15 protein-coding genes are annotated in these 11,018 nt (G+C 56.0%); 3 read left to right on the top strand and 12 right to left on the bottom strand.

Annotated elements, in window-relative coordinates; translation table 11 throughout:
* The first annotated feature begins 33 nt into the window (after positions 1-33).
* Both trxB and trxA read left to right on the top strand, forming a co-directional pair.
* Positions 34-1,068: a thioredoxin-disulfide reductase gene (gene trxB / locus QM007_RS10955; protein WP_283489995.1), complete on the top strand. Its 1,035-nt coding sequence runs from the start codon at positions 34-36 to the stop codon at positions 1,066-1,068.
* Between the two features lie 35 nt (positions 1,069-1,103).
* The gene (gene trxA, locus QM007_RS10960) at positions 1,104-1,424 is read left to right on the top strand and encodes a thioredoxin (protein WP_185173759.1); all 321 of its coding nucleotides are present in this window, start codon (positions 1,104-1,106) and stop codon (positions 1,422-1,424) included.
* Positions 1,425-1,637: 213 nt separating this feature from the next.
* Here the strand turns inward: trxA and QM007_RS10965 are convergent, their stop codons facing one another.
* The 6 genes from QM007_RS10965 to QM007_RS10990 form a co-directional block, all read right to left on the bottom strand.
* Complete coding sequence (locus tag QM007_RS10965) at positions 1,638-2,117, bottom strand: hypothetical protein (protein WP_283489996.1); 480 nt, start codon at positions 2,115-2,117, stop codon at positions 1,638-1,640.
* A gap of 182 nt (positions 2,118-2,299) precedes the next feature.
* Complete coding sequence (locus QM007_RS10970; RefSeq protein WP_283489997.1) at positions 2,300-3,085, bottom strand: helix-turn-helix domain-containing protein; 786 nt, start codon at positions 3,083-3,085, stop codon at positions 2,300-2,302.
* A 189-nt stretch (positions 3,086-3,274) separates the two neighbouring features.
* Positions 3,275-3,475: a hypothetical protein gene (locus QM007_RS10975; RefSeq protein ID WP_283489998.1), complete on the bottom strand. Its 201-nt coding sequence runs from the start codon at positions 3,473-3,475 to the stop codon at positions 3,275-3,277.
* Between the two features lie 104 nt (positions 3,476-3,579).
* Positions 3,580-3,903, bottom strand: a complete 324-nt coding sequence (locus QM007_RS10980; RefSeq protein WP_283489999.1) for a hypothetical protein — start codon at positions 3,901-3,903, stop codon at positions 3,580-3,582.
* A 436-nt stretch (positions 3,904-4,339) separates the two neighbouring features.
* Entirely contained in the window at positions 4,340-5,449 is a 1,110-nt protein-coding gene (locus QM007_RS10985; RefSeq protein ID WP_283490000.1) for a ParB/RepB/Spo0J family partition protein, read from the bottom strand.
* 137 nt (positions 5,450-5,586) lie between these two features.
* Positions 5,587-6,366, bottom strand: coding sequence for a ParA family protein (locus QM007_RS10990; protein ID WP_283491029.1), 780 nt, complete (start codon positions 6,364-6,366; stop codon positions 5,587-5,589).
* A 393-nt stretch (positions 6,367-6,759) separates the two neighbouring features.
* Between QM007_RS10990 and QM007_RS10995 the strand changes: the two genes are divergently transcribed.
* A complete protein-coding gene (locus tag QM007_RS10995; RefSeq protein ID WP_283490001.1) occupies positions 6,760-7,281 on the top strand; it encodes a GNAT family N-acetyltransferase in 522 nt (173 codons plus the stop codon).
* Between the two features lie 65 nt (positions 7,282-7,346).
* Here the strand turns inward: QM007_RS10995 and rsmG are convergent, their stop codons facing one another.
* From rsmG to rpmH, 6 genes are all read right to left on the bottom strand, one after another.
* The gene (gene rsmG / locus QM007_RS11000) at positions 7,347-7,997 is read right to left on the bottom strand and encodes a 16S rRNA (guanine(527)-N(7))-methyltransferase RsmG (protein ID WP_237210078.1); all 651 of its coding nucleotides are present in this window, start codon (positions 7,995-7,997) and stop codon (positions 7,347-7,349) included.
* 3 nt (positions 7,998-8,000) lie between these two features.
* Positions 8,001-8,531, bottom strand: coding sequence for a Jag family protein (locus QM007_RS11005; protein WP_283490002.1), 531 nt, complete (start codon positions 8,529-8,531; stop codon positions 8,001-8,003).
* A gap of 21 nt (positions 8,532-8,552) precedes the next feature.
* The gene (yidC, locus tag QM007_RS11010; protein WP_283490003.1) at positions 8,553-9,530 is read right to left on the bottom strand and encodes a membrane protein insertase YidC; all 978 of its coding nucleotides are present in this window, start codon (positions 9,528-9,530) and stop codon (positions 8,553-8,555) included.
* Between the two features lie 61 nt (positions 9,531-9,591).
* Entirely contained in the window at positions 9,592-9,996 is a 405-nt protein-coding gene (yidD, locus tag QM007_RS11015) for a membrane protein insertion efficiency factor YidD (protein ID WP_283490004.1), read from the bottom strand.
* Positions 9,997-9,999: 3 nt separating this feature from the next.
* On the bottom strand, positions 10,000-10,362 hold the full coding sequence (gene rnpA, locus QM007_RS11020; RefSeq protein WP_283490005.1) for a ribonuclease P protein component: 363 nt from the start codon (positions 10,360-10,362) through the stop codon (positions 10,000-10,002).
* Between the two features lie 95 nt (positions 10,363-10,457).
* Positions 10,458-10,595 carry a 50S ribosomal protein L34 gene (gene rpmH, locus QM007_RS11025; protein ID WP_083091541.1) on the bottom strand — a complete coding sequence of 46 codons (138 nt, stop codon included), beginning with the start codon at positions 10,593-10,595 and terminating at the stop codon, positions 10,458-10,460.
* Between the last annotated feature and the right edge of the window lie 423 nt (positions 10,596-11,018).

Raw genomic sequence — 11,018 nt, forward strand, 5'->3', positions numbered from 1 at the left:
TTCTATAGCGCACTACCAACACCAAGGAGAACAATGACCGACAACGCACTCGGCGGCCTCTTCGGCGGCGCTGCTGCCGGCCTCAACCTGGCAGGAGTGGCCACTACCACTGCCCCCGACGCCACCACCGAGAGCGGCGACCAGCCCATCCACAACGTCATCATCGTGGGCTCAGGCCCCTCGGGCTACACCGCCGCTATTTACACCGCACGGGCCAATCTCAAGCCTGTCCTTTTTGCTTCTTCTATCTCCCCCGGTGGTGACCTGATGACCACCACCGAGGTTGAGAACTTCCCCGGCTTTATCAACGGTATTCAGGGCCCCGAGCTGATGACCAACATCGGCGCCCAGGCAGAGCGTTTCGGCGCAGATATTCGCTACGAGGACGTTGCCGAGGTTGAGCTGGAGGGTGACGTTAAGAAGGTTATTCTAACCGACGGGTCAGTTCATCTGGCCAAGACCGTCATCATCTCCACCGGTTCTGAGTACCGCAAGCTGGGTGTGGACGGCGAATCCCGTCTCTCTGGCCACGGCGTCTCCTGGTGTGCTACCTGCGACGGTTTCTTCTTCAAGGAGAAGGCGCTGGCTGTTATCGGCGGCGGCGACTCCGCCCTCGAAGAGGCCCTTTTCCTGACCTCTTTTGCATCGAAGGTTTACCTAGTTCACCGCCGCGATTCTTTCCGCGCCTCAGAAATCATGGCTCAGCGAGCTCTGGCCCACGAGAAGATTGAGGTCATCTGGGATTCAGTTGTTAAGACTATCGACGGTGGCGAGAAGGTCTCCGGCCTGACCCTGTCGAATGTAAAGACCGGTGAGGAAACCACCCTGGGTGTTGAGGGTGTCTTCGTTGCTATTGGCTCAGACCCCCGCACCTCCCTAGTGCAGGGCCAACTGGACCTGACAGAAGCCGGCACGATCGCCGTTGAGGGCCGCTCTTCTCGTACCTCTATCCCGGGTGTCTTTGCCGCAGGCGACGTCATCGACCCCACCTACCGCCAGGCCATCACAGCAGCCGGTTCAGGCTGCGTCGCGGCCCTGGATGCCCAGCACTACCTCGAGGCCCTCTAAGTCTCCCCCTACCCCTCTACGAAAGGTTATTTATCATGGCACAGCAGGTTACTGACGCTACTTTTGCTGACGAGGTTCTGAAGTCAGACAAGCCCGTCATCGTCGATTTCTGGGCTGAATGGTGCGGCCCCTGCCGCATGGTCGGCCCTATCATCGACCAGCTCGGTGAAGAGTACGGTGACAAGGTCAAGGTGCTCAAGCTCGACGTTGAGAACAACCCCGCAACCGCAATGAAGTACGGTATTACCTCTATCCCCGCTATCTATGTTTTCAAGGACGGCGAGGTTGCCAAGCAGACCGTCGGCGCTAAGCCCAAGGCTGCCCTGGAGCAGGAGTTTGCGGAGTTCCTTAAGTAGGCTCTGCTTCTTCTCTAGACACCCCTGACAAGCCCCTCAGCTTCCTACTGAGGGGCTTGTTTGTGGCCACAGATGACTGCCAGAGACATCAGAAGAGGGCCGGAGCGTTTCACGTGAAACTCAGCAGATTGACCGCCTGATAACTAGGGGCGAAGCGCGCAGGATACGAGAAAACGTATGAGCTGTGTTGCATTATCGCGAGTGAAGAGAGTATCAAGTGCCTGGTTGAACTCTAGCCGTCGAGCAAAAGTAGGCAAGGGCCCGCTCCCGAGGGTCTTCTATCTGGCTCAAGGCAGCTAGGAGGTTTGCATAGTCTGCTAGAAGATTTTCCCCGTTCTCCCCGTGATCATCGCCGTCAATGACGCCACCTTGAGAGAGGCGCACACTTCCTCCGCCGGTCACAGCTCCCTGACCCCGAAAAAACCCGCTCTCGATAGCTTCATGCCGGGCAACAAGGGCATGAACCTGATTGGAGAACTCCCTGGTTAGTTCAAATGTTCCGGACTCAACATGCTCTGCAACGAAGTTGTAGCCCTCACTCAAGGCAAAAATTTGCTCCTCATCTTCAATACTTTTCCCGCCCACCGTTACTCCGTCGAGCAGGGTAATGACTTCTGGCAGGGTGAAAGCATTTCCTTCTAAGGCTGCAGTATTCCAAATCAGCTCGTTCAAATTGTGTTTAAAACGTGCCACAGCTCGCCCAGTCTCACTAGGCAGGATAGAGGAAGTATCTATGGGGCCGTTCCAAACAACGCGGCCTGTTGTGTGCCGCTCATCGTGGGGAGCTAAAAGTCCTTCAGGTTGGGGCGGCTGTAGAGGGCTGCCTGAGGGGTTACCATTGCCCCAATGTATGCGGCGCGGAGGGAGGCTCATAGTTAGTTTTCACCCCACTGGCTTGTTACCTGGCGGGCTAATGCTCCAAAGCTAAGAGAGTGCAGGTCAAGTATGCCCTGGACAGGGGAAACGAGGTTTATGCCTCCTTCTTGAGTGGCTCCTTCGAGCTCATAGGTTTCAGCCTGAGCTAGAACAATTCCTGCAGGTTGAAAATTTGTGGCTTCAGCTAGGTTTAGAGAAAGGTTCTGAGCTGCTAGCTCAAGGTTTTCTGCTACCCAGAGAACGATGGGAGCCAAAACAGTTTGCCTCCCCAAAAGGTGCGAGGCAATAGGGGCACCAGAGAGAGCCCAGGAGGCTTTGCTTTGATCTCCTGCTGAAGCTACACGCAAGGCAAGTTCGGCTGGTGACATCGAAAGAGCTGGCGCATAGAAACGCACCCCCTGCCGCTGGGTCAGGTTTCCATAAGGAGCGATTTTTTCAGCAATTTTTTCAGGGTCGAGGGGAGATTCTGGAGTGGTTGGGGTAATTCCCCACCGTTCATAGCGGGCTAACCATTGGGCTACTTTCGGACGAGTTTGAGGCAGATTTTCTGGCAGGGTGGGGTCGAGAAGGTAGCGAGCTGCAGTAACGGCCCAGGGATCTGAGGCTGGCTTGAGGGAGCAGATGAGATCATACCCGTGGGCTAGTGCTATTTCGCGCAGGGTCGCTGGTGTGGGCTCCGTTTTTTCTTGGGTTATGCGGAGCAAAGTTGAGCGAGCTATACCGGCTCTTCGAGCTGTTTGGGTAGGCTGTTTGGCTGCTTCACGGATGAGTTCAGGTATATCCACATATCCCACCCTAAAATATCTGTTGCATATACGCAACAGATGATGCATGTGCGCAACAGATATTTTGAAATATCAATCTATTCGCTTTACAAGAATCTCATTTCTTTTTCTTATCAAGAAGACTAAACCCCCATAACAAAAGCGCTAGGGGTGTCAGCAGAATTGATAGAGGTGGGTAACTTTTCACCACTACGCCCTGGGGAAAGAATCCCAAGTGCAGGTATATCCCAGCGGAATAAGAGAAACTCCAGCATGGCCATAAATTGAATCTAGATTTGTTGGGCACGAAGTAAACGTACGAGAAAAAACGAATACTTCAATAAAGGCAACAAATACCCATAAGGAGAGGGCTATAAAAAATAATTTTTTAGACATATTATCAACCTCCATACATGACATATATTCTGCAAAGGGTGACTTAAAAATCAGGTGATGTTTCACGTGAAACGGAAAAATTTCAGGATTTACTATAATTCAACCCTGGAGAGATGCTTTTAAGATTCCAAGGGGTCTTTGCCAGGGTTATAAATTGACGAGCTCTCCCGACCGCTTTTCTGGGATGCTTCAAATCTTGCCGATCGGCCGGGAGCAAAGGAGGAACCATATAATTCCATGGGCTGAGCCAAGCCGTCACCCAATACTGATTTACCACCAGAAGATATTCCACCCTCATAAGCCGTGGGTTTATTTTTAGAATTATCCACTCTAGGTTTTTCCTTAATAACTATACGGTACACAATAAACGCAAAGGCAAAAAATAGTAAGCCGTAAATAATAAAAACGCCAAACCAGGAAATAAGTTCATAGAAAAAATTCACCGTTATCACCTCCTTATGGTATCCCCAGTATAGGACAGCCCCCTCTCCCAAACCTCCCACAAATATTTACTGCGAGTAGGATGAGCTAAAGTCTCTCCATGAGAAGGGACCAGGTTAGTTCCAATTGTATGCGCACGCATCAAGGAATTCGAGAGAATTTTGGTCTCTACGAGAAAAATCGAAGCTCTAGCAGCCACTCTCAACGCATAACGCGACTTAACCGATATCCGAGCAAGGTGAGCTCTCTTTAAGGCCCGCAGAAAGCCGTACAGCGCTTTTTTACCTCTCCACAAGCCGTAAAAACCTAGATTTCCGTCCAAGGGCACCCACATATGCCATGTTTCACGTGAAACATAAAAAAGCGGTACCTGCGCTTCGAGCAGGTACCGCTTCCAGGTCTCACAGGCAGGCCAGCCAGTCTAAACTGACCGCTCCCCTACTTTTTCTTGAGCTTAGGATCAATAACATCAAGGATTCGATTGAGGTCGTCCACTGAGGCGAACTCGATGGTCATCTTGCCCTTACGAGCTCCCAGATTAATTTTGACGTTGGTATCCAGTTTGTCAGCCAAAGCATCAGCCAGATAATCCAGACGTTCTGAGTGGTCCTGCACCTTAGTGGTCTTCTGAGCACGCTCGGGAGCCGCAGAGCTACCAGCTGACACGAGCTCTTCAACAGCTCGCACAGACAGGCCCTCGTTCACAATCTTCTGAGCCAGAGTCTCAATATCAGCAGCCTTTTTCAGCCCAAGTAAAGCACGTGCGTGCCCCGACGAAATAGTACCGGCAGCAACCCGGCGCTGCACCAGGGCAGGCAGCTTCAGCAGGCGGATAGTATTTGAAATCTGCGGGCGAGAACGACCGATACGCTGGGCCAGCTGTTCCTGGGTGGTTCCAAACTCTTCCAAGAGCTGCTGGTAGGCGGCAGCTTCTTCAATAGGGTTAAGCTGCGACCGGTGCAGGTTCTCCAGCAGGGCGTCCCGCAACAGGTCTTCGTCCTGGGTCTCACGAATAATCGCCGGAATAGTGGTCAGACCCGCGCGCTGGGTAGCGCGCCAGCGACGCTCACCCATAATAAGTTCGTACTTTTCAGTGCCACCCTCCCGGCTGGGGCGCACAACAATCGGTTGCAGTACGCCGATTTCCTTGATGGAATGCACCAGCTCCTGCATATCGTGTTCATCAAAGTCGGTACGGGGCTGCTTGCGGTTAGGGTGGATATCGGTGACGTTGAGGGTAGCAAAATCGGCACCGGGCACAGGTACCAGACCATCGCCTGCGGCGGCAGTCTCATCGCCAAAGAAGAAATCGACAGGACGCCGGGAACCAGTTGCGGTGCGCAGGGCAGCTCCCATGTCTGCCCGCTTCTTCTTTGATGTTTCACGTGAAACGCTCTTCTGGGCGGGGGCAGGAGTCTCTACACCTAGACCCAGATCTAGCTGTTCATTCTCTACTGACTCGATGTTTTTCTGCTCCACCGGGGTCTTAGTGCTCTCAGGAATGAGAGCTCCCAAGCCACGACCTAGACCGCGTTTCTTCTCTGCCACGTTGACCTCCGTACTCAAAAGTTTTCCTCACCTAAGTCTAGTGGAGTCAGTTCCCCCGCATAGACCAACGGCGCCCTGTTCAAGCACAAGGCGCCGTTTATTCATAAAACACAGCTAAAACATCGTAGAAAAGGTGTTTACACTCTTTTTGCCATCTCCATAGCAGCCTTCAGGTAGGCCACGGCACCGGGTGATGCGGGGTCATAGCTCATCACGGTTTGCTGGTAGCTGGGAGCTTCAGAGATGCGCACAGACCGGGGAATAGCGGTTTCAAGCACCTGCTCAGGGAAGTGTTCACGCACTTCGTCAGCTACCTGAGATGAGAGGTTGGTGCGGCCGTCGTACATGGTGAGCAAGATAGTGCTGATGTGTAGCTCAGAGTTGAGGTGCTTTTGAATCATGCCAATATTTTTGAGCAGCTGGCTCAGACCCTCTAGGGCGTAGTACTCACACTGAATGGGAATGAGTACCTCCTGGGCGGCGCAGAAGGCATTGATGGTGAGCAGCCCCAGGGAGGGTGGGCAGTCGATAAAGATATAGTCCAGACGCGGCAGCCCGGCAGCTTCTCGAGCGGCAGCATAATCAGAGACAGCGGTCTTCAAACGAGTCTCTCGAGCCACCATAGAAACTAGCTCAATCTCGGCTCCCGCAAGATCGATATTAGCTGGAGCGCACCAGAGGTTTTCGATATCGGGGCAGGGCTGCACGATATCAGCCAGGGGTTTGTCGTCAATCAGCACATCGTAGGTAGAGGGAACCTCCACCCCGTGTTCTATGCTCAGCGCGGTCGAGGCATTACCCTGAGGGTCGTTGTCAATGACCAGCACGTTCATGCCCTTGAGGGCGAGCGCCGCGGCAAGGTTTACTGCCGTTGATGTTTTCCCCACCCCACCCTTCTGGTTAGAGATGGTGAAGATGCGGGTTTCTCGGGGGCGGCTGAGGGTTTCACTAGCTAGCTCTTCGAACTGTTGCTTGGCCGAGCGAGCCTGCTGGGTGATGGGGTTATTTTGGGCAGAGGCTGCGTCAGTGCGCTCCAATTTTTCGCGTGTTTCACGTGAAACATGTGAGCCTCGGTCAGGTTTGGCCAGGGCGTCCTGAGGTTCTGGTGGCAGCCCAAAATCGGGGATATTGGAGATGGTAGACACCGGCTATGCTCCCTCGGTAAATGTGGTGGTCTCGCTTATCTAAGGTTACCCGTTCTCTCCCACCTCTCGAAACACCTGAAAATAAACACCATCATTAAGTTGTTTTACAGATAAAGAACCACGTTTCACGTGAAACACTTTACACGCCCCCTATAATCACTGATCATGATCACCATTCGCAGAGCCCTCCCCCACGATGCCCAGACCCTAGCAGCCCTGTCTGCCACCACCTATGCGCAGACCTTCAACTACTACCCGTCCGAAGACCTAGAGCACTACCTCTCCACCACATACACCGCCGAAAATTACCTCACCTATCTCGCGGACCCCCGCACAGCCATCTGGCTGGCAGAAGATACGGACGCCGGCAGCCCGCTGGGCTACGTCATGGCAGGCCCTGCTGGCCTCCCCCACCCTGATTGCAGCGACCAGGACGGCGAACTCAAACGCCTCTACGTCTTAGCAGATCAGCAGGGCTCAGGGCTGGGTACCAGACTGCTGGAGACAGCCCTGGAGTGGCTGGAGGGCGAGTACCCCCGCCGTTCCCTCTGGCTGGGGGTCTGGTCTGAAAATTATGGCGCCCAGCGCCTCTACAGCCGCTACGGCTTTGCGCGCGTTGGTGACTACTACTTCACGGTTGGCTCCACTCAAGACTACGAGTTCATTTTCAGAAGAGACCCCCGATAGGTCCCACATAAAAAGCCCGGCTCCCCTTGTCAGGGGAGCCGGGCTGTGCCGTCCTGGTTTAAAGCCTAGAGGCTTACTCGCACCACGGTGGTGGGCTCTTCCAGCAGGGTCTCGCCAGCGACCAGAATTTCGGTTTCGCGAGCGCCGTACTTGTTGAGCTTCTTCTGAGCCTTGGTGATCTCGTCAGCCGCGCTACGGCCCTTGAGAGCCAGTAGCTGGCCGGTGCCGCGCAGAATCGGCAAGGTGATGTCCAGCAAGCCTACCAGGGCAGAAACGGCGCGGGCGGTCACGTAGTCAGCCTCGACCTGCCCCACGGCCTGCTCGGCGCGGGATCGTAGGATTTCGACGTTATCCAGCCCGAGGTCGTCCACAACCTCGGTTAGCCAGATGACGCGGCGCTCCAGGGGCTCGATGAGGGTCAGTTTGAGGTCGGGGCGAGCGATGGCCAGGCAGAGGCCGGGCAAGCCCGCACCGGAGCCCACATCGGCCACGCGGGCACCGTCCTCGATGAACTCCTCAACCACAGCGCAGTTGAGCACGTGGCGCTCCCAGAGACGGGGAACCTCACGGGGGCCAATCAGGCCGCGTTCGATGCCGCTGGTAGCCAGGTGCTCCACGTAGCGCTCTGCCAGGGGCAGGCGGTCACCGAAGATCTGGTCGGCAGCTACCAGAGTAGGGCCAGCCAGTTCGGGAAGGTCGGTGGTTGCTTCGCTCATGGTTTAGCCCTCCGCCGGCATGATGACAATATGACGGTCGGGGCCAGCGCCTTCTGACTCTGAGTAGAGGCCGTGGGCTGCCACGATGTCGTGCACGAGCTTACGCTCGTAGGAGCCCAGAGGCTCCAGGTGTACCTCGTCACCGGTTTCTTTGACGCGGGCAATGGCGGTCTCTGCCATGTCAACGAGGGCCTTCTGGCGGCCGGCACGGTGCTCAGCGATGTCCAGAATCAGGCGGGTGCGCTGGCCGGTAGCAGCGAGCACAGAGAGGCGCACGAGCTCCTGCAAGGCGTCCAGCACTTCGCCGTCCTCGCCCACGAGGGCGGCGAGTTCGGTGTTGTTGCCGTCCTCGGTGACGACCGAGAGGTAGGTGCGGCCGTTGCGCACCTCGATGTCGATATCGCCGTCGATGTCTGCGATGTCGAGAAGTTCTTCGAGGTAGTCGGCGGCGATGTCGCCTTCGTCCTCAAAGCCCTGCTCTGCGGCGTCTTCAAGGACGCTGTCTGCGGCGGTTTCTTCGTAGGCTTCAGTCATGGGTTCCTCCTGTAGCTGCCGCTATTTCTTCTTGTTCTGCTGCTTTTGGCGCTTCTTGCTCATAGGCTGGGCACGCTGGCCGCGGTTGGCACGCTCACGCTGGGCTTCGAGCTCAGCTTCGTGCTGTTCCTTGGTCTTACCAACGGGGGGCAGGCCCTTGGCGGCGCGGCGCTCGTTGAGCTCGCGCTCGGCCTGTGAACCGGGGGTGGGGTTGTTCTTGATGACCCAGTACTGCTGGCCCAGTGACCAGAAGTTGGAGACGGTCCAGTAGACGAGCACGCCCAGGGGGAAGTTGATACCCGAGATAGCGAAGATGAGGGGCAGCACGTAGAGCATGATCTGCTGCTGGCGGTATATGGGGGACTGTTTGGCGGCATCCGACATGTTCTTCACCGAGAGCTGCTTGGTGATGTAGAACTGGGTGGCGCTCATGAGCACGACCATGATGGCGGCAATGATGATGGTGGCGGCGTGGTTACCATCGCCGGGGCGCAGCATAGTGGAGAAGAGGGGGGCGCCGAAGATGTAGGCGTCGTTGAACTGCTCAATCTTGGCGTTGTCGAGCACCAGAATACCGGTGTTGTTAGCCGCTGCGGTGGGTACGCCGTTGAGCACCTGGAAGAGGCCAAGGAAGATGGGCATCTGTACCAGGATAGGCATGCAGGAGGCCAGCGGGTTGGAGCCGGTCTTGCGGTAGAGTTCCATCTGCTCCTGCGCCATGGCCTGGCGGGAGAGCTGGTCGGTCTTGCCCTTGTACTTAGCCTGAAGCTTGGCCAGTTCGGGCTGCAGTTCCTGCATGCCGCGCATGGCCTTGATCTGCTTCATAAAGAGCGGGATGGTAAGGGTTCGCATGACCAGGGTCAGGCCGATGATGGCCAGTACCCAGGTGACGCCGGACGAGGGGTCCATGCCGATGGCGGTGAAGAGTTCGTGGAATGCCCAGAGAATCGCCGAGACGACCCATTTGAAGGGCCAGAGAATTAGGTCGAAGAAGTTCATATTCTCTCCCTGGCTCAGTAGGTTATATGAGCCCGTTGTGGTGGACTGCAGCCAGTGCCTGTTAGTGGTTCAGGTGCTGGTGCGGGTGGTTTAGAAGTATTATTTTGGGTTCGCTGCCGGGGGCGAAGGTGCGCCGTCCGGGTGGAACCGGGTCGAGGCCTCCGGTGGCCCAGGGGTGGCAGCGCAGTAGACGGCGGACGGTCAGTGAGAGGCCGCGTATGGCGCCGTGGGTGGTGAGCGCTTCGAGCCCGTAGGCTGAGCAGCTCGGATAGTACCGGCAGACGTTGCCGTAGAGCGGCGAGACGATGGCGCGGTAGACCTTGATGAAAGCGATGAGGACGTTCTGGGGCAGGGTGATAGCTGCCTGAACGATGGTGGTGGGCACGACGAACTCGTGGGGGGCGTTATCGAGCAGGACGTCTTCGTCTGCGGGGGCCCCGGCGGGGTGCTGGTGGGAGGTGCCCATGGCTTAGAGCTCCTCTCGGGCGGTGGCACCGAGTTTTTTGAGGGTGGTGGCCAGCGCGCTGGTCAAGTCTGTTTCGAGGTCGGTGTAGGGGGCGGACGCTGCCGGCGGCAGGGCTCGCACGACCACCTGGTAGCCGGTGGGGTTTTTGGCAACGAAGGATGCGATGATATCGCGAAGACGTCGCTTGGTTTTATTGCGGGTGACGGCGTTACCGACGGCTTTTGAGACGATGAAACCGACGATGGTTGGTTCTTGGCCTGTTTTGGCTGTATATAGAACTAAGTTCCGACGCCCTGAGCGGGCGCCGGAACGTGTAGTTGCTGAGAATTGAGCCGAAGCTCGCATCCGGTGCTGTTGTGCCAGCACGTAGTCTCCTTTGTCTTTTCGGTCGTCTCTCGGCGGGCTGCGTAATCACGCTGGCCTACACAAGGGGCTAGGCCGAGGCGAGGAGATGTAAAGCCTTATGCTGAGAGGCTTGCGCGGCCCTTTGAACGACGGTTCGCGAGGATGGCGCGGCCTGCACGGGTGCGCATGCGAAGACGGAAGCCGTGCTTCTTGGCGCGGCGGCGGTTATTCGGCTGGAAAGTCCGCTTGCTCATTTGGTTACTCCAAAAATGGTTGGTACGGGGGCCAACCTTTCAACAGTTCTTCGAACAGGTTGACGCTTCTTGCTCGTGTGTTAGATCCGCCGCGTAAGGGGCGGATATCAGGCCTTAGATATAAGCATAGTCCTAGCACACTTTGACTAAACAACTCTAGAAGAGGTTGCGATATAAGGTCAAGCCCGCTAGGGGTAGGTCTTTAATCACAGGTAGGTGGGAGAGTTTGCCCACACCTGTGGATAGCTTGCAAGCACGCTCACCCTAGCGAGAGTTATCCACAGATGCACCGGGGAAAGTTGTAAGTTACAAAAACTGCGGCTTTGAGCTAGCGGTGCGCGGTTTAATCACATACTGTAAACAGGTACTCCCCTCGTTAAATCACAAGTTTTCCACCCTGTGGATAACATGGTGATAAATCGG

It is taken from the genome of Rothia sp. SD9660Na, assembly GCF_030064065.1.
Lineage (GTDB): Bacteria > Actinomycetota > Actinomycetes > Actinomycetales > Micrococcaceae > Rothia.

Bases quoted from the DNA above. Each gene is read 5' to 3' on its own strand.
- trxB (WP_283489995.1), top strand. From the start codon at position 34: ATGACCGACAACGCACTCGGCGGCCTCTTCGGCGGCGCTGCTGCCGGC.
- trxA (WP_185173759.1), top strand. From the start codon at position 1,104: ATGGCACAGCAGGTTACTGACGCTACTTTTGCTGACGAGGTTCTGAAG.
- QM007_RS10975 (WP_283489998.1), bottom strand. From the start codon at position 3,475: ATGGAGGTTGATAATATGTCTAAAAAATTATTTTTTATAGCCCTCTCC.
- QM007_RS10995 (WP_283490001.1), top strand. From the start codon at position 6,760: ATGATCACCATTCGCAGAGCCCTCCCCCACGATGCCCAGACCCTAGCA.
- rsmG (WP_237210078.1), bottom strand. From the start codon at position 7,997: ATGAGCGAAGCAACCACCGACCTTCCCGAACTGGCTGGCCCTACTCTG.
- QM007_RS11005 (WP_283490002.1), bottom strand. From the start codon at position 8,531: ATGACTGAAGCCTACGAAGAAACCGCCGCAGACAGCGTCCTTGAAGAC.
- yidC (WP_283490003.1), bottom strand. From the start codon at position 9,530: ATGAACTTCTTCGACCTAATTCTCTGGCCCTTCAAATGGGTCGTCTCG.
- yidD (WP_283490004.1), bottom strand. From the start codon at position 9,996: ATGGGCACCTCCCACCAGCACCCCGCCGGGGCCCCCGCAGACGAAGAC.
- rpmH (WP_083091541.1), bottom strand. From the start codon at position 10,595: ATGAGCAAGCGGACTTTCCAGCCGAATAACCGCCGCCGCGCCAAGAAG.